The sequence below is a fragment of the Paraclostridium sp. MRS3W1 genome, assembly GCF_032465715.1.
GTDB classification, from domain to species: domain Bacteria; phylum Bacillota; class Clostridia; order Peptostreptococcales; family Peptostreptococcaceae; genus Paraclostridium; species Paraclostridium dentum.
Genome location: NZ_JAWDJM010000190.1, coordinates 28724 through 47750, shown reverse-complemented (window position 1 = coordinate 47750; position 19027 = coordinate 28724). Strand labels below are relative to the sequence as shown.

The window sequence follows — 19027 nt, the reverse complement described above, 5'->3', positions numbered from 1 at the left end:
CTATTAAATCTAACTTTAATAAAATTTGTATTATATTCCTTAAAAAGAAAGGTTGTCTTTTTATAAATGCTTTATCTAATATCTTTAAGAGTTTTTTATTTTTATATAATATATTTTTAAATGTTTCATACGATAAATCAAATTCATAGTTTTGTATTGTTCTAAAAAATCTATAACATATAGATATAAATACTATTACATCATCTTTTGTTTCTCCATTGAAATTTTTTATATATTCAATCATATTATCCTTAGTTAGGTTTTTTCCAATTTTAAATTCTATAAATTTATATAAATCTATATCATTTTTAATTTGATATATTAGTATCAAATCTTTATAATTTTCATTTAATTTATCAATTTCATTCTTACATATACTTAACAATTCAAAATCTGTTGAATCTTTTATTATTTTTTTATAAAAAGCTTCAGCCTCTTCTATATCCATTAAACATTCTTTTACATATGCTATATTAAAAATAGTATCAAGATTTGAAACATCAAGCATATATGCTTGTTTTAATATACATTCTGCTTCTTTAAAATCTTGTGTTGATATTTTTATAATAGCTTTTATATTTAAAATTTGTATGTCATTTTCAAACATGAATTCATTTTCTATTAATAATTGTTCTGCTTCTTTTATATTTCCTTGATTTATACTTAACTCAATCATAGATTTAAATTGTTTTTTTAAAATTTTCATATCTAAATCTTCATTAAAGTCTTTTTCAAAATTTAAAATTAAAAATTCTAATCCTTTTCTATAATTAATATTAGATATTAATAAACTTTTCATTATTTTTAAATATTTAATTTTATCAAGTTCTTTAATTCTTTGAGCTCTAACTATATTTATTATTAGCTTTTGATCTTTATCATTTATAAATTCTACTAATTCATCTTCATTTAATTTATCATTATAAATTAATCTCAAATAGTCATAACCATACATTATATACATTAAAAATAAGTTTATATATTTTTCGTCTTCCAAATTTCCATATATCAACATTTGCTTCAATGCAGGAACATAAAATTTAAGCTTATTTATATCCAATGTCGTTTCTTGATTTATTAAGTATTCATATAAATCTAAAATAAAATCTCTTCTATTATTAATTAAATATTCAAAATACATTTCAATTTTATTAAAATCAATTTCTTCCAATAATAAATTCAAATCATATTCTTTAAATCCAAAGTAAATTATATCCCCATAATAATTTTCTTTTTCTTCACTTAAAATCATTATTAATTCATTTAAATTTAATTTTTCTCCTAGTCTTATCTTATTAAGTAAACCATAATTATCTTCTATATTGGCAAAAACTTTAAACAAATTTTTTTTATCTGATTTAGGTATGTTTAACAACATAGTTTCTATACTACTTTTAAATATATTTTTTTCAGTAATAGTTAATTCTTTTTTCATATACATATTAACTATTTCATATTCTTTTTTTAATTTCACCAAACTCATAAACAATATATTATATATTTTACTTGCTTGGTTAGAGTTTATTTTTTTTGATTCTATCTCAACTTTTTCATACATTCCTAAATTGTAATATATATTAATCATATCTAGTTTAGCGTTTTCTCTAAAGCTTATGGTATCGCATACGCTATATAAGTCATTAGCTTGAGTTGATATTTCATAATTGTCTAATAAATACAAATATCTATTGTAATTATCTAAGCTTTCCTTATATTTTTTAAGGTTATTTTGGCTTATTGCAATATAACAATAAATATCAATATTCTTATTATCATTTTTTATATAGTCTTTGCATATCTTTTCACATTTTTCGTGTTCATTTAACTCAATATATAATTTTGCTAGCCCTGAAATTACATATGAGTATGTAATTCTAGACTTATTGTATATTTCATGGCACTTTTCCATATAAATAAGAGCCTCTTCTTTTTCTCCAAAAGCTGAATAGTTCATAGCTAACTGATAGCATACGTAAGGGTTATTAGGATTGGCTTTTAATTCAGATAGTAAAATCTTCTCATTTCTATTAAGTTTTTTTTGTTTAACCTCTTCATTTTTATACATATATCCATAGTGATTAAAGTTAGCTATATCGTTAAATGTAGGTTCTTTGTATATTGGTTGTTCATGGATCGCACCTTCATATCTAAAATCTTTATCTTTTTTAAATAATCTAACAATAGATGCTTTGTTAAAAATGGTTCTATCTTCTGACATTATGTTTGTTAATTCTATAGATGCGCTATTATATTTTTTATGTCCTCCATTTTTAAAGAAATCAATTAAAATTTCACAGTTTACTAATTCTTCATCGGCATCTAATACAAGTATCCATTCTCCACTTGCATGTTTTATTGATAAGTTCCTCATTTGAGCAAAGTTATCATACCATTTTTCAAAATAAACTTTATCTGTGTATTTTTTAGCTATTTCAATACTTCTATCAGTTGATCCTGTATCTAAAATTATAAGTTCACTCTTTATATTATTCATTAAAGGATCTAATGATTTTAAAGTTGTATCTAAATATTTTTCTTCATTTTTTATCATCATAACTATACTCAGTAGCATAATATTATATCCTTTCAATTTAATTAAGTTTAAAAATAAAGAGTAAAGCATATGCTTTACCCTTTAGTTTAAAACTTAATTATAATTATCTTAATAATTGAGTTACAGATTCTGGTTGTTGCTTAGCTTGTGCAACCATAGCTTGAGATGCTTGGTTTAATATGTTTAACTTAGATAAGTTAACCATTTCTTTAGCAACATCTACGTCTCTTATTCTAGACTCTGCAGCTGATAAGTTTTCAGAAGATGTAGTTAAGTTAGAAGAAGTGTATTCTAATCTATTTTGGATAGCTCCTAATTTAGATCTTCCATCGTTTATAGATTCTAATGCAGTATCTAAAGCAGTTACTAATGCAGTAGCTTCAGCTTCAGTTCCAACTTTAACAGCTGAACTTAATGTATTTTGTATAGTTTTTAAGTTTATATTAGCTATAGCTCTTGTTTCTTGGTTTGCACCAGCTTGTATAGTCATAGTAGCATTAGTTCCATCTAATATAGTTTTTCCGTTGAACTTAGTTTCAGAAGCTATTTTACCCATTTCTTCGTTTAATTGAGTTAACTCTGTGCTTATTTTAGTTCTATCTTCAGTTGTTAAAGTAGAGTTTCCAGCTTGAACTCCTAATTGTCTCATTCTTTGAGCTATGTTTCCAGCTTCTTCTAAAGCACCTTCTTGAGTTTGTACCATAGATATACCATCTTGTACGTTTCTATCTGCTTGTTCCATACCTTTTATTTGAGCTCTCATTTTCTCAGATATAGCAAGACCTGCAGCGTCATCTCCTGCTTTAGTTATTCTTAATCCTGTAGATAATTTCTCCATAGATTTTCCAGATAAAGCAGTGTTTTTGCTCATTTGGTTAGTTGCTATCATAGCATTCATATTAGTGTTTATTCTCATGATTTTACTCTCCTTAGTTTTTTACGACATCCTTGTCTTTTTTTATTGTATTGCAATTACTTGGCCAAGTATCGCTTACAATATTATATATCGGAACTATTTATAAAAACTTTACACTTTTTTGTTAAAAATATTTAAATTTTCTTTACCTATGTTAATATAGGACATACTAGCTTTTTTTGATCTATTGTGTTCTTTTATTTCTTCTTTTGTATGTTCTATCTGTTTTTTTAATAAAGACTTTATAGTCTCATCTATATCAAGTATATTTTCTTTTAAAAGTATATCTTTGAATTGTTTTGAATTCGTAACATCATCTAGAATATTTTGTCTTATATCCAAAAGTTCATTTATATCTTCTACATCCTTATTTTTCAACTTATTTATTAGATCTAATGATATATCTTTATATTTATTAGCAAGTTCAATCATAATTTAACCTCTTTTAAATTTACATTTGTGCAAAATAATTCATCTGTGAATTAAGCTTATTCATACTTGCTTCTAATTGACCAAATTGTTTGTATAGTTTATTTTCTCTATCATCCATTTTTCTTTGAAGCAGTTTTATAGCTTCTTCCTGTCTTTTTATTTGCTCTGAGTAAAAATTATTTACAACTGAAGAAGTTTTTTCAAGCCCAGCCTTTTTGGCAAAGACAGATGATGATGTTCCTACATAATCATACATAGTATCTTTCATTTTTTCTAAAACACTATCATTTCCACCTGCAAATGCATCATATACTTTTTGGCTATTATTTTGAAGTTCTTTTTTAAACTTATCTTCATCTAAAGATAATTGACCTTTTTTCGTATAATCTTCACTTGAAGTTAAACCACAGTCCATTAAAAACTTCATATTATCTCCAAATATTGCATTTTGCATTTTGTCCATAAAGCTTCTCATCTCAGAATCATTTCTTAATAATCCTTCTTTAGCTTTCTTTTCCCATCTTTCAATCTCTTCTTCACTCATATCTTTCTTTTGAGCTTCTGTTAGTGGCGGATACTCTTTATTTCCTTTTTCTGTAACAAGAGAATATATTTTATCCATTATCTTATTGTAATCTTCTACAAACTTTTTCATATTATCAACTACAGGCTGTACATCTTCTTTTGAAGTTATATCACAAGTCCCTGTAGTATGTACATTATATGATATTCCATCTATACTAAATGAATTAGACTCTTCATTTAACGTTTTTGTAAACGATCCATCTTTTGCTTTAACTTCTATTTGTGAATTTGAACCTTTTGCACTTCTTGAAGTTGGTGAAGTTACTAAAAAATCTAAAGCTCCACTTTCATTCCCAGAAGAATCAACTATTTGCAGTTTAGAATTTTCTCCAGTTTTAGTACTTTCTATCGTAAATTTACCTGTCATTTCACTATAAGATGCTTTAACATTTCCATCTGTGCTATCATTTATCTTCTTTATTAAAGTGTCTACAGTATCAGCAGGCTCTTTTACTACTTTATTTCCATCTTTATCTAGTACAAAATTTCCACCCTTGTCTGTTTCATATAAAGGTTCTGTTCTTATTGTTATTTCTTTAGATACATCTTTATCTCCATCGCCAAATTTTATTGAAAATTTTTGTTCTCCACTTAAACCTAGACTTTCTAGTGTGCTATCATTTTTTATTCCTGCCTTAGTAGAGCTCATTTTAGCAGATTGAGCTAGCTTTACAACATCAAAACTATAATCAACTTTATTAGCTCCCGCACTTCCTGAAGCTGTAATTACATTCTCATTTGAACTTCCTATAGTTAATGTATTCCATGCTTTACTACTCATTATAGAGTTTGGAGAAGTTACTGAAAAATACTTATCTTGTAAAGATTTAATATCTTTCATCACTTCTCTATATATTTCTTGTTGCCATTTTACTGTCTGTTGTTTTTGCTTTACTTTATCAATTTTTTGTTGTTCTCCTGAAAGCATGTCTTTTATCATAGCATCAGTGTCCATACCTGTTGCAAGACCCGGGATTCTTACACTACTTGCACTTCCAACACTTGTCATAAAATTACCCCCTATTTACCAGTTTTAATTCTCATATCAACTTCATGCCACATATCCCTTATTTCCTCTATCAAAGGAAGTACTTCATCTATTATTTTTATATCTTTTTTCATGTTTGCTCTAGCTAATTCATTTTTTATGTATTCATATAATTGATATAAATCATCCATAGCTTTAGAGCTTCTATCCATAGTTATCATAAGCTCTAAAAATATATCTTGGACTCTAACTAATTCTTTATGAGCTCTTTCTATATTTCTATCAAGTATGGCTAATCTAGCTATTTTTGTATATTTAACTGCTCCATCTACTAGCATTAAAAGCAGTTGCTCTTTAGATGCCGTATTTACAGAATTTTGTTTGTACGCATTGTATGGATTTGCCGTGTACATATATTACCTCACCTACTTAAAATAATTTAAAATATCATCTAATTTAGCTATCGCACTTGAATTTTCTTCTTTTACTTTTTCATATATTTCTTTTCTAAGTATTATTTTATCCTTCGGTGCATCTATAGCTAATTTAACACTTCCGTCCTCAACCTTAACTATCTTTATTTCTATGTCATCTCCAATTAACAATGACTCATTTTTTTTCCTAGAAATTACTAACATCTTTACCACATCCTATTAAAGGTTCTTTTATATCGTACTTATCGTCTTGTAATATTAATTGCACACCTAATTTATTTTTTACACTCATTACTAAAGGTGCCTTTAGATTTACAGTGCTATCTTCTAGTTTTTTCCCAAGTGTCACTATATTTAATAATAATACTTCCTCTGGCTTATCTATTTTTAATGAGTTTATAGTGTCCGTATCTAATTTAATTTCATAATCTTTTTTTATATCAAAAGGTGATACAACTATAAACCCTACACTTTTATCATCTAAAGAATTTACAACTTTAAATTTTTGATTTTCTTCAATATCATTTATCTCAAAGTTTTTGTGGCTTTCAAACCCTGGAAGTCCTTTTTCAAATACTACTTTCATAATTCCACCTCTATCTTAAATAATCTAATATACTAGGTTGTATAAGCTTTGCTCCAACTTGAATTGATGCATTGTATACCATCTCTGCAGATTTTAATTCTATAAATTTATCTACATAATTTACATCTTGTTCTAATGATAATACACCTTTCATATTTAATATATTTTCATCATTAAGATCTTTTATTTTTTCTGCCGTATTTACCTTCACTCCAAATTTAGTTCTAGTATCAACAGTATGATTAAAGAAGTCATCTATATTTTTCTTTACATCTCCCAATAGTTCTTGTTTATTATCCTCTACATCTACTCCATTAGCTATATCATTCATAAGCTTTGATAAATCATTTATTGAATCTAAATAGTTCTTTCCATCTTTATTGAATATTTCACTTGCAGAAACATTATAATCTAAGTTTATTCCGTCAGAAATTTCAGCTTTTAAGTCTTCCGAATTTATATTTGGGTTTAATTTTAATGTAACAACTCCATCTTTTTCTTCTATTTGAACAGGTGGTTCATCTACAGAAGTTCCGCCAAACATATATCTTCCACCATGAGTAGTATTTAAAGTCTCTCCTAAAGCTTTGATTTTCTCATTCATCTCAGCTTGTATAGCTTTCATTTCTTCATCTGAATAAGTTCCGTTACCAACCTTTAATATACTATTTTTTATATCTCCAAGTAGAGTTCCAAACTCTTCTAGGTTGGCATCGGTATTATTCATCCAACCTACAACTTCCTCTACATTTTGATTATGCTTTTCTGCATACTTAATTTCATTATTTAAATTCATTATTTTTATAGCTTTATGAGGATCATCTGATACTCTATTTATTTGTTTTTGTGAATCTAATTGTTTATTTAAATTGTCCATTCTTTGTAAACCTTGTTGAACGTCATACATATGACTTCTAATCATTGATGAATTTGTTATTCTCATAACTACCCTCCCAAAATTATCTTACTAGTCCATTTATTACAACATCTAGTAATGAGTCTATAGTTGAAACTACTTTTGCACTTGCATTATACGCATGCTGAAATTGTATCAAGTTTATCATTTCTTCATCTAATGACACTCCTGATACATTTAATCTTGAATTATCTATTTCTTTTAAAACCTTGCTTTGATTTTTTTCATTTCTTCTAACTTCTTGAGTTTCATTTCCTAGTCTCTGTATTATACTATTGTAGAAATTATTTATAGTTATATCTTCTCCACCAATACTTACTTTTTCATCTTTTAATTTATACATTTTTTGCGCAGTCTCTGCTGTTATATTTAAATCTGTAGTTTTATCTAAAATATCATCTTTTACCTTTAGTATAGAGTCTGTTCCAGTTTCAAATATATCTACTCCTAAAGTATCATTTACACTTTTTTTGATACCTTCTGCCAATTCCTCTAAATCCTTTTTGTATCCCTCTATTTTATCAAGCATTTCAAAAGAACCTTTAATTTCTCCAGATACACCTGGTATCTTTTTTAGATCATCTTCAGTTATATTTTCTCCGCTTGCTATTTTATCCTTTAATAGCTTTTGAACATTTTCATCATTTATGTTCATTTTAAAACTTAAATCATCTAAAATTCTATCTCTTTCATCCATTAAATCATTAGGAGATTTTCCGCTACCCTCAACTAATTTAATTTGTTTATCAAGCTCTTTTAATTCTTTTAACTTTCCATTTATATCATCTATATTTTCATTTAATTTCTTTTTAGCATTTTCACTTAACTCATTTAATTTTTTATATACATTACTTATATTTTTAGCTAAGTAGTCACTATTTTGAATAACTATATCCTTAGATCCAACGTCATTAGGATTTTTTGAAAGTTCTTGCCAGCTCATAAAGAAATTATTTATAGATGAAGAAATACCTGTTTCAGATGGTTCATTAAATATATTTTCCATAGTACTATAATGATCATATTTCACACCTATTTGGCCATATGTATGACTTTCATTTCTAAATTGGAAATCATAAAATGAATTTCTAACCCTAACTATATCGGTAACTTCGACTCCTGTTCCTAATTGCCCAGCTCCTAACTGACTGTTATATCCAGGATAACTGTATGCACTTCTTGCTTTTTGTTCTACTTGTTGTCTTGAATACCCTGGAGTGTTTAAATTGTTGATATTGTGAGAAGTCGTTTGTATTGATGCCTGACTTGCACTCATACCAGTTCTTGCTGATTGTAAACTACCTAATAATCCTGACATATATTCCCTCCACTTATTTAATTTTACTTTCCTACTTGTCCACAATAATTATATGTACCTGTTCCTTGACTTGGCTTTATTACGTTTAACATTTTTTTAGTAAAAAATAATTTTTGCTTTAAAATAACATGATTTGATTCTTTTTGAACTTCTATCATTTTAATAGTTTGTTTTATTTCCTCATAAGCTTCTTTAATGTTTTTATCATCATTTGCTTCTATTAAAGTCCCCATACTAAAATCAGATCCAACTATATTTCTTCTTTGGATTTCTAACTTTGCTATATCTCTAGATACATTTTCTAGTTTTCTTGCAATTTTATCTAATAATGTTGGGTCTTTTCCAAGTATTAAATCATACTGTTCATCCAGCAAATTTAATAACTCTTTAAACATTTTTCTTTGTTCGTATATTATAACTTTTAACTCTGGACTCATTTTTTTCTCCTCCTACAATTTTTCTACTATTTTTTTAGCTAAAATTCTAGAATCAACTTTATAAGTTCCATTTTCAATTTGCTGTTTAAGTCGATTTATTTTTTCCATATCCATAGGTTCTTCTTTTGAACTAACTTTGCTTAAATATTTCCCTAGTTCTGATATTTGCACACTATCAGTATTATTTTGACTTTTATTTTCATTATTGTTTTTTAATTTATCCATCTTATATATGCTATTGAATGCTATATGTTTATCATTAGTAACTTTCAAAACGCTACCTCCTCAAGAATTTAATATTCTTCTTGCATTGATTTTATCTTTGATAATCTTACCGCTATTTTATCGTTTATTATCATACTTTCTCCGCTTGCTATAGTTACCCCATTTATACTTATATCTAATGGTTCTTCTAAATACTTATCTAACTCTAAGATATCTCCCTCTTTGAGATTTACTATACTAGAAATTTTTTCTCGAGTACTGCCTACTAAAACTTCTAATTCCATCTCTGCATGTGATATAGCTTCTATAGCGTTTATAGATGCTACTTCACCCTTTTGTAATTGTTCGAACTGAGGTTCATATATCTCTTTTATTTCGTTTTTGCTTTGCATAAGTGTCTCTCCTTATTTTACAAATATAGGTCAATTAAAAGCCCATTAATGTCATCTATTTCTGAAATAATATCTATATTGTCTTTTTCATTTTCTAAAACAGACTTGGTTAAGTTCTCTAATTTTTCATCAACTACTTTTACTGTTTTAAAATAATTATTGCTCCAAAAAGAGTCTTTTTTATCTGTTTCATAGGTATAGTCAACTACAGACTTTAAATATTTTTGTATCGCTTGCTTATATCTAATGACATGTGAATACCCTCTTGTATTTGCTAAGTCTTTTCCTATGTCTTTAATTTGATTTAAATATCTATCTACCTCTTCTTTGCTTTTAGATATACTCACCTTATTGAAACTATCACTAAAGCTTAGTGACTGCTTTGGCTTCTTTATATCTATTGAACTATTTTCACTAGAAATTTTAAATTCTCTTATTTTCATATTTACCTCTAATTAATAAAATTCCCCTACAGTTAATTCTTCCGCTGTTGTAAGTTTTTCTTCTTTTACTGACTCAATTAACTCATTTAAATCCATAGGTTTATAAAAATAGTATCCTTGTACTAAATCACACTCCATACTTTTTAATCTTAAATATTCCTTTTCTGTTTCTACACCTTCTGCAACAACAGTTGTTTGAGTTGTGTGAATCATATTTATTAAACTTTCAACAAACATAGGATTTCTATTTGAATATTCAACTAAGGATTTATCTATCTTTATTTCATCTACATTATAATTTTTTATATAGTTAATTGAGTTGAATCCTTTTCCAAAATCATCTATTGATATTTTTATTCCAGTTTTTTTAATATTATTTATTATATCATTTATCTTTATTATATCTTCTATATTTTCACTCTCTGTTATTTCTAATTTTAAAGATTTAGAATCAAATGTAGTTTCATCTAATATTTCAATTATATCGCTTATAAAATCTTTTTCTTCTAATTGTAGTGGTGATATGTTTACTGATAAATCTATATTTGTGTTTAATTTCTTATTTAAGTAATTTATATCTATACATGCCTTCTCTAGTATCCATTTGCCTAAAATATTTATATATCCACAATCTTCTGCAAAGGATATTATTTTTTCAGGGTGTATATATCCATGTGTTTTACTAAACCATCTTATTAAAACTTCTACACCTACTATTTTTTCTGTACTTAAATCTATTTTAGGTTGGTAATGCAACTTAATTTCATTACTCTTTATTGCACTCTCTATCGATTGTATACTTATATGTTCTTCATATGTATCATTATATATCCCAACCCTATTCCCCTTACTAATTAAATTTTTCATGCATATATCTAATTTGCTAATAGAATCAGCTATATCTAAATCATCATTTTTGTATATAACTGCAGCTATATTAAAATTGATGTAAACCTTATATATATCTTTTATTTCTTTTGTTAATATAGATTTAATTTCTTCCATGAATTCATAAATTCTCTCATTATTTGTATTTGTCTTATGAATTATAAAATCAAAACTTGAAAGCCTAGCTATTACTGCATTCTCACAATTACAGTTTTCTTCTAAACAAATAGCTATAAATCTCATCAATGTGTCTCCAATTTCCATTCCATAATGTACATTCACAAAATTTATTCCATCTACATTAATCTTTATAATAGTTCCATTTGGTTTATTTGATATATAATCAAAAAAGTAATCCTTATTGTATATACCTGTTAACGTGTCTTTTTTATTCATATGTGCTCTTACATTATTTTTAATTTCTATCAATTGCTTGTAGTTCATATTTACCCCCTTGCGCAAAAATCGCTAGATGTATATTTAAGTATCTACAAGGTAATATTTAGTTTATCCCTTATAATATTTCATAACTTTAGGCACATAATTTTGTGTTTCTTTTGGCATTAAATATATATCTTCTGGAGAATTAACTCCTCTTTTTCTCATTCTTGTCGGTCCTCCATTATACGCCATCAAAGCCATTTTCGTATCGCCATTGTACTTATCTAAATATTCTTTTATATGTCTTGTTCCACCATCTATATTCTCATATATATCATATGGATTTTTAACACCTAGATCTCTACAATTTTCAGGCATAAGTTGCATTAAACCTTTAGCTCCTGCTTTTGATGTACACTTAGGATTAAAGTCAGATTCTACTTTTATTATTGATCTTATTAAATTTTCATCAACCCCGTATTTCTTAGATGATATAGCTATAGCATCTTCTATTTGTGCATTTACATCTTTATTTTTAGATGTTGATGTAAGTTTATTACTATTATGCATAGAATTTACTGTATCTAAGTTTTCAGTTTTATTATTTGATGGTTGTATATTGTTATTGTTATTATGATTACAACATGTACAACAATTGTTTACATATTGATTAGTTCTACCTTGCGGCGTATTTGCTACTGCTTTTAATAAACCTAATATTAACATATCAAATGCTTGTCCGCTCTCTGTGTTATTGTAAGTTTTATAACTATTGTTATTTGACATTAATGCTGTCATTTTTAATAAATCTATATTGTCAATCATTTTATCACCTCTAATATATACTTATAAATAGTTATACGACATGTATTTTTAAAAGTTTAGTATAGTTATTTAAATTTTACTAAAATGATAGGTATTCACTTCCTTCAGACAAAGACTTTAAAAGCAGGCTTTAAGTCTTTCGTCAGTTAAATACCTATCATTTTTGTATTTAGAGTTTTGAGTTTTAGAAAAAAGGAAGTATTCACTTCCTTCAGACAAAGTCCTTAAAATCAGACTTTAAGCCTTTCGTCAGTTAAATACCTATCATTTTTGTATTTATGATTTTGAGTTTTAGAAAAAAGGGAAGTATTCACTTCCTTCAGACAAAGTCCTTAAAATCAGACTTTAAGTCTTTCGTCAGTTAAATACCTATCATTTTTGTATTTAAAGTTTTGAGTTTTAGAAAAAAGGGAAGTATTCACTTCCTTCAGACAAAGTCCTTAAAATCAGGCTTTAAGTCTTTCGTCAGTTGAATACTTCCCCTTTTTCTTATTTTATTATAATATAAAACTTATATTTTTACTTGATTTGAGTTACTGTATATCCCATATTTTCAAGATTTTTTAATATACTGTTTTCTCCGAAGAAGTGAAGAGCTCCTACTGATACAATATATTTTTGTTTTTGTTTTGCTAATTCATCAATTTTCTTTGCCATTTGTTCATCTCTTTTTAAATATTGTGTTTCATACTCTTTTGAGTTTTCTTTTTGTAGTTTGTTAGCTTCTTGTTCCATATATCCAGTATCCCCTTTTATAAAGGCATACATATTTTCATTCAAATCTTTAGTTGTATCTTTTAACGTTTTTGCGCTAAATGTATTTACAAAGTCTTTTAAATCTTGTGTTGATTTTTTTAATATATCTACTTGTGTTTCATTACTTTCTAGTGATACTATTGTCTTTTTATCTTCACTAAACTTATTTGCTAAATAACTATTTAAAGAAGTACCTGTTAATCCTGCTTTTTCTGCTTCTACTTGTTTAACTAATGATAAAAATCCACTTGGACTTAGATTTTCAACTTCTTTATATTTTAGTCCTAGTGATTCTAGAATTTTGTCTAGCTTTCCTTGTTCTTCTTTTGTAAGTAAGTCTTTTAGTTTTTTATCTTTTAAATATATTTCTTTTTGCTGTTGTTCTTGCAGATCTTTTACTGTTTTTTGATCTTTAAAATTTATTTCAAGTGCTAAGGCATCTGTTTCTTTCAATATTTTTTTCATTGTCTCGTTATTATAATCTAGATTTGGTTTGCTCGGTTGCATAGACCCAGTTAAATATATAGTATCATTTCCTTTTTTAGCTTCCCAGAAAAACCCTTTCATAGGCACTGTTGATTTTTCCGAAGTTTCGCTTTGATTGGTATTAGTACTTTTATTTGTACATCCTGCACCTAGGACTAAAATTACAATTGGTAGTGTTAATAATAGTAACTTCTTTATAAATTTCATGTAAATCCCCCTTGTCAATTATCTTCTGTTGTTATAATTGTAACATAGTTTTTTATTTATTGCGAATTTTAAGTATACTAATTAGGGAGATTAATATTCACTTCCTTCATCCCTATCCTACTTTATTAGATAAAAAAAGATGACTACCTATTTTTGAAAGTGGTTAATATATAAGTTGTAGATACCTTTAAAGCATCTTTTCAGCTTTGGTATCAAAACTTATATATTATCTACTTTCATTTATATTGAGTCATCTTTTTATTATCTTTTTAACTTTTTCTTTATCATATCTATTGCCATATTTACTTCTTCTACTTTAAATACTATTATAAGTGCTAAATATATTGCTCCACCTATAGCTATAGAAACACCTAAAGATATTACTTCTTGTATAAATCCTAATCCTAAAATTCCAAATAAGAATTTATATACAAAATATGTTACAACTCCCATTACAAGAGATGCTACTACTGTCTTTATAAATGTAGATCTTATTTTATCTTGTCCATAATACCCTATTTTCTTCTTTAAACTTATAAATAGAAGTATTATACATATGATAGCTGATAAACTTGTTGCTAAAGCTAATCCTCCATGCCCCATAACTTTTACTAAAGCTATGTTTAACACAATATTTAAAATAACTGCTATAATACCATTTACCATTGGAGTTTTGGTATCTTTTAATGAATAAAATACTTTTCCTAATATATCTCTTAATCCAAACCCTACCATACCAACTGAATAAAATACTAAAGCTGTTGCAGTTAGCGTAGTTGATCTATCATTAAAAGCTCCTCTTTCAAATAATATTCTAACAACTGGAGTTGCAAGTATCATAGCCCCAACTGATGCCGGAACAACTAATAAATTTACACAGTTTACACTATTAGCTACAGACTCTGCAAATTTCTCTTTATTGTTTTCAGTTGATAATTTAGATAAAGTAGGATATATAACTGCCCCTAAAGTTGCAATAAACATCCCCATAACAAATCCATTTAATCTATTAGCATTATTTAATGCTGTTATTACTCCATCTTCAAGCCCCGATGCTAAACTTCTATCAACCATTGCATTTATTTGATTTACAGCTACTCCTATAAGTACAGGCATAACTAACCATAACATTTTCTTTAAATATTCATCTTTAAAATCTATCGTAGGCTTAAACTTATATCCTTTTTTTATAGCAAATGGAACTTGGAATAAAAATTGAGATAACATACCAATTAATGTTCCTATTGCTAATATATATATATTTCCTGTAACTGCACTTAATATTATAGATGTTATTATTATAATGTTATTAGGAAATCCTATCATACCTGGTATAGTAAAGTTTCCTTGTATTTGTAAGTATGAAGTCATTAAATTACTCAATCCTATAAATACAACTCCACCTATCATTATTCTTACAAACTTAACTGCTAATATAAGTTTTTCTCCCGTATAATGCATTGCAAATAGTTTTACTAAAGGCTCTGCAAATATATATCCAAAAACTCCTAATATTATACTTAGTATAACAACTATACTCATTATATTATTAGAAAATTTTAAAGCTCTTTCTTCTCCTTTATCACTTAATACCTCTTGATATAATGGTATAAATGTTGTAATCAATGCTGTACCTATTGATGCAAATATTACCAAAGGTATATTCATTGATACTATATATACATCACTATACATTCCTGTTCCATAAAAATATCCTAATATGATTTCCCTTCCAAATCCTAGTACTTTCGATAACATAGTGACTACCATAAGCCAAAATGCTGATTTTGCCAAATTGCTCATATCTTCCTCCTAGTTCTAATTTCGCCTAATGTCTATTATATAAAATTTATAGAAAAATAAAAAGACTCGAAAGTGTAATATTTTCTTATTTTAAGTTACATTTAGTTTATTACTCCTCATATATTTTAACCTTAAACTTACACACATATATTTACTAGAAGTTTATACCAAGCGTCGTTTGTAGACTTTTGTTGAAAAATGTTATATCATATCTATTGGCTAAGTTTTTAAATAAAAGAGAGGTGTTAAGTTTTGGATGAAAATATAGTACAATCGGTTACTGAAAATGTTGAAAAAATAAGTAACATGCCTTTAGATATAATAACTCATAAGTTTTTAAATTGGATTACAACTTTTGGTGCTAAACTTATTATAGGATTACTTGTTATATTTATAGGTTTAAAAGTTATAAAAAAGGTTGTAAAGCACTTTACAACTTTCCTACAAAAGAAATCTGTTGATGTAACTCTTACTAAGTTTTTACATGCATTTGCTGAAGTAACATTAAAAGCATTCCTATTTTTAATAATACTTGGATATTGGGATGTTCAATTAACAGGACTTGCTGCATTGGTGGCTTCTGGAGGGGTTGCTATTGGTTTAGCTCTTCAAGGAAGTTTATCAAACTTTGCAGGAGGTTTTATAATTCTTTTAATTAGACCTTTTAAAGTTGGTGACTATATAGAAACAGGGATTTATCAGGGAAGTGTTGAAGAGATTGGTTTATTCTATACTAAGCTTACAACAGTAGATAATAAATTGATACTAATTCCTAATGGATCTTTATCAAATGGTAGCTTAGTTAACTACTCTGCTAAAGAAAAAAGAAGAGTAGACTTAACTTTTAGTGTTAGTTATGAAAATGATGTAAATCATGTTAAAGATGTTTTGATTGATGTTGTTAACAAACAAAATTTTATTTTATCTGATCCATCTTACTTTGTAGGTATAACTGCTCATGGTCCTAGTTCCATAGATTTTACAGTTAGAGTATGGTGTAAATCTGAACATTACTGGGATATTCATGGTAGTTTATTAGAAGAAGTTAAAATAAGATTTGATAAGGAAGGTATCAGTATACCTTACCCTCAAATGGATGTGCATATAAAGAAATAATTTAAAGGGTAAATAATAAGTTTTGCTCCCAAAGCTTATCATTTACCCTTAATTTTGATGTATTAATAATTAGTTTTATCAGATTCTTGTATTATCATTTCAAGTTCTTCAACTTCTTTTTCATCTACTTTTTTATGATTTAAATCCTCATTCCCATGGTTTACTCTGTGATTTAAAAATTCCATAAATTCTTTTCCTAAATCAGCTCTTTTTAGTGCAAAATCTACTGTAGCTTCTAAAAATTCTAATTTATTTCCAACATCATATCTTCTACCTTCAAAATTATACGCATATATTGCTTCATATTTACTTAACGTTTTCAATGCATCTGTTAAATGTATTTCTCCACATGTTCCCGGTTTTTGATTTTCTAAAACTTCAAAAATGGTTGGAGTTATTATATATCTACCTAATATAGCTATATTAGATGGTGACTCATTATATTTAGGTTTTTCTACTAAATCGTCAACTTTATAAACACCTTCTTCTATATACTTTGCATCTATTATTCCATATCTTTCAACCTCATCTTTTTCTACTCTTTGAACCCCTAATATAGAAGTGTTGTATTCATCATATACATCAATTAATTGTGCTAAGCAAGGCACTTCACTATCTACGATATCATCTCCTAAAAGTACAGCAAATGGCTCATCACCTACAAAGCTTTTAGCACAATAAATTGCATTTCCTAATCCTTTAGGTTCTTTTTGGCGTATGAAATATATATCTGCCATATTAGATATATCCTTCACCATTTTTAACATTTCTGTTTTTCCTTTTTGTTCTAACTCTAACTCTAGCTCTATACTTCTGTCAAAGTGATCTTCTATAGATTTTTTATTTTTTCCTGTAACTATTAAAATTTCTTCTATTCCTGAATTTACAGCTTCTTCTATTATGTATTGTAGCGTTGGTTTATCAACTATAGGTAACATTTCTTTAGGTTGAGATTTTGTTGCTGGTAAAAATCTTGTTCCTAGTCCTGCTGCTGGTATTATCGCTTTTCTAATTTTCTTTTTCATAATTGCCTCCGGGTTTAACTCATTTTTTATAGTTTTATAAATACCCTTTTAGTTTATGTATAAAAATGTTTTTTATTTTTATGTAAAGGTTTTATTTTAATCTCCGTATAATGTATTTGAGGGTTATGCCATTGACCCTTCATCAAAGATTTTTGTAATCTTTTTTCCGCATTGTTAGTATGAGCTTGATTGTTAAAGTATTCACTTTGACAACCAGGCTCATATTATTTTAAATAAAAGACTAATATTTCTTAAAATAAATATAGAGGTTAGATAAGTGTGTCTAACCTCTATATTTATGATTATTAATTTTGTAATTTAGTTATTTTATATCCTTTTTCTTCTAATTGCTTTAATATGCTGTCTTGCCCAAAATAATGCAATGTACCAACTGCTACAACATATCTCTTATCTCCTTGTACTAATTTATCAATTTCATTAGCCATATCTATATTTCTATTTTTACTTAACTTTTCGTATAGTTCTTTATTTGATTTACGTAAATATTCAGATCTTTTTTCCATATACTCCGCATCACCTTTTATAAATGCATTTCCAATTTCATCCATAGTTTTTTCACCTTTTCCAACTAAATCCGAGTTATACTCAGCTAAAAAAGTTTTCAGACTTCCTGTTAATTCATATACTAATTTAAAATGCTCCTCTGCATTTTCAAGCCCTACTATATCTTTCTTATTAGTTTCATAAATTTCTTGTAACCATAGATCTGAACTATATATAAATCCGCCATCTTCTTGTTGTTTTTCTTCAATATATGATGAAAAGCCATCAGGACTTAGATACTTAACTTCATTATACTCAATATTAAAATCTTTTAAAACCTTATCAAGTTTAACTTGTTCTTCTTTAGTTAATAAATCTTTTAATTCTCCTTTTTCTAGATATAAGTTTTCTTTATCTATCGACTGAGCTTTATCTAATACTTCTTTATCATTTAAGTTTACTTCTAGTGCCAGTGCATCCGTATTATCTAAAATTTTCTCCATTGTTGAATTTAAATAATTTATATTTCCTTTTGCCGGATGCAATGTTCCTACTAAATAAACTACTTTATCATCTTTTTTTGCTTCCCAGAAAAATCCCTTTGCCTTGTCTTTTTGTATGTCTATTTTTGTCTGCGCACTTGCACTACATCCAACTAAAAATGATGGTACTATTATTAACAACATCACTATTACTAGATTTTTCAACCTCTTCATATGATTACCCCCTATAATTTGCCCCTTTGACATAGATTATAGCATAAATTTTCCAACATGCAATTTTTAACAAAATTCACTATATTTTGTTAAA

20 protein-coding genes are annotated in these 19027 nt (G+C 26.9%); 1 reads left to right on the top strand and 19 read right to left on the bottom strand.

Annotated features, from left to right (window positions below; translation table 11 throughout):
• From RWY47_RS16705 to murJ, 17 genes are all read right to left on the bottom strand, one after another.
• Nucleotides 1-2572: glycosyltransferase (locus RWY47_RS16705; protein ID WP_316030377.1), on the bottom strand; the 2572-nt coding region annotated here is incomplete at its 3' end.
• Nucleotides 2573-2657: 85 nt separating this feature from the next.
• Nucleotides 2658-3470 (bottom strand): flagellin N-terminal helical domain-containing protein, encoded by an 813-nt coding sequence (locus RWY47_RS16700; RefSeq protein ID WP_150843186.1) that lies wholly within the window; start codon nt 3468-3470, stop codon nt 2658-2660.
• Between the two features lie 111 nt (nt 3471-3581).
• The gene (locus RWY47_RS16695; protein WP_150843187.1) at nt 3582-3902 is read right to left on the bottom strand and encodes a flagellar protein FliT; all 321 of its coding nucleotides are present in this window, start codon (nt 3900-3902) and stop codon (nt 3582-3584) included.
• A gap of 19 nt (nt 3903-3921) precedes the next feature.
• On the bottom strand, nt 3922-5496 hold the full coding sequence (fliD, locus tag RWY47_RS16690; protein ID WP_150843188.1) for a flagellar filament capping protein FliD: 1575 nt from the start codon (nt 5494-5496) through the stop codon (nt 3922-3924).
• Nucleotides 5497-5507: 11 nt separating this feature from the next.
• A complete protein-coding gene (fliS, locus tag RWY47_RS16685; protein ID WP_025162498.1) occupies nt 5508-5888 on the bottom strand; it encodes a flagellar export chaperone FliS in 381 nt (126 codons plus the stop codon).
• 12 nt (nt 5889-5900) lie between these two features.
• Nucleotides 5901-6113 carry a carbon storage regulator CsrA gene (gene csrA, locus RWY47_RS16680; protein ID WP_224170389.1) on the bottom strand — a complete coding sequence of 71 codons (213 nt, stop codon included), beginning with the start codon at nt 6111-6113 and terminating at the stop codon, nt 5901-5903.
• Nucleotides 6097-6495 (bottom strand): flagellar assembly protein FliW, encoded by a 399-nt coding sequence (gene fliW / locus RWY47_RS16675; protein WP_224170388.1) that lies wholly within the window; start codon nt 6493-6495, stop codon nt 6097-6099. Before fliW ends, csrA begins: the two co-directional genes overlap by 17 nt.
• Nucleotides 6496-6505: 10 nt before the next feature.
• Nucleotides 6506-7438, bottom strand: coding sequence for a flagellin N-terminal helical domain-containing protein (locus RWY47_RS16670; protein WP_224170387.1), 933 nt, complete (start codon nt 7436-7438; stop codon nt 6506-6508).
• Nucleotides 7439-7454: 16 nt separating this feature from the next.
• Nucleotides 7455-8729 carry a flagellar hook-associated protein FlgK gene (gene flgK, locus RWY47_RS16665; RefSeq protein WP_224170386.1) on the bottom strand — a complete coding sequence of 425 codons (1275 nt, stop codon included), beginning with the start codon at nt 8727-8729 and terminating at the stop codon, nt 7455-7457.
• Between the two features lie 23 nt (nt 8730-8752).
• The gene (locus RWY47_RS16660; RefSeq protein ID WP_224170385.1) at nt 8753-9166 is read right to left on the bottom strand and encodes a flagellar protein FlgN; all 414 of its coding nucleotides are present in this window, start codon (nt 9164-9166) and stop codon (nt 8753-8755) included.
• A 12-nt stretch (nt 9167-9178) separates the two neighbouring features.
• Nucleotides 9179-9439: a flagellar biosynthesis anti-sigma factor FlgM gene (flgM, locus tag RWY47_RS16655; RefSeq protein ID WP_021429688.1), complete on the bottom strand. Its 261-nt coding sequence runs from the start codon at nt 9437-9439 to the stop codon at nt 9179-9181.
• A 20-nt stretch (nt 9440-9459) separates the two neighbouring features.
• Complete coding sequence (locus tag RWY47_RS16650; RefSeq protein WP_142729896.1) at nt 9460-9783, bottom strand: FliM/FliN family flagellar motor switch protein; 324 nt, start codon at nt 9781-9783, stop codon at nt 9460-9462.
• A gap of 17 nt (nt 9784-9800) precedes the next feature.
• Entirely contained in the window at nt 9801-10226 is a 426-nt protein-coding gene (locus tag RWY47_RS16645) for a YaaR family protein (RefSeq protein WP_142729895.1), read from the bottom strand.
• A gap of 12 nt (nt 10227-10238) precedes the next feature.
• The gene (locus tag RWY47_RS16640) at nt 10239-11558 is read right to left on the bottom strand and encodes a GGDEF domain-containing phosphodiesterase (protein WP_224170384.1); all 1320 of its coding nucleotides are present in this window, start codon (nt 11556-11558) and stop codon (nt 10239-10241) included.
• A 63-nt stretch (nt 11559-11621) separates the two neighbouring features.
• Nucleotides 11622-12320: a lytic transglycosylase domain-containing protein gene (locus tag RWY47_RS16635; protein WP_021429687.1), complete on the bottom strand. Its 699-nt coding sequence runs from the start codon at nt 12318-12320 to the stop codon at nt 11622-11624.
• A gap of 519 nt (nt 12321-12839) precedes the next feature.
• The gene (locus RWY47_RS16630; protein ID WP_224170383.1) at nt 12840-13769 is read right to left on the bottom strand and encodes a TraB/GumN family protein; all 930 of its coding nucleotides are present in this window, start codon (nt 13767-13769) and stop codon (nt 12840-12842) included.
• Nucleotides 13770-14030: 261 nt separating this feature from the next.
• Nucleotides 14031-15572 carry a murein biosynthesis integral membrane protein MurJ gene (gene murJ / locus RWY47_RS16625; protein WP_316030376.1) on the bottom strand — a complete coding sequence of 514 codons (1542 nt, stop codon included), beginning with the start codon at nt 15570-15572 and terminating at the stop codon, nt 14031-14033.
• 252 nt (nt 15573-15824) lie between these two features.
• On the opposite strand from murJ, the gene RWY47_RS16620 reads away from it, so the two are divergent.
• A complete protein-coding gene (locus RWY47_RS16620) occupies nt 15825-16688 on the top strand; it encodes a mechanosensitive ion channel family protein (protein ID WP_021429633.1) in 864 nt (287 codons plus the stop codon).
• Between the two features lie 62 nt (nt 16689-16750).
• Here RWY47_RS16620 and galU read toward each other — a convergent pair whose 3' ends face one another.
• Together galU and RWY47_RS16610 are read right to left on the bottom strand one after the other, a co-directional pair.
• Nucleotides 16751-17713, bottom strand: a complete 963-nt coding sequence (gene galU / locus RWY47_RS16615) for a UTP--glucose-1-phosphate uridylyltransferase GalU (protein ID WP_021429650.1) — start codon at nt 17711-17713, stop codon at nt 16751-16753.
• Nucleotides 17714-18018: 305 nt separating this feature from the next.
• The gene (locus RWY47_RS16610; RefSeq protein WP_224170382.1) at nt 18019-18933 is read right to left on the bottom strand and encodes a TraB/GumN family protein; all 915 of its coding nucleotides are present in this window, start codon (nt 18931-18933) and stop codon (nt 18019-18021) included.
• Between the last annotated feature and the right edge of the window lie 94 nt (nt 18934-19027).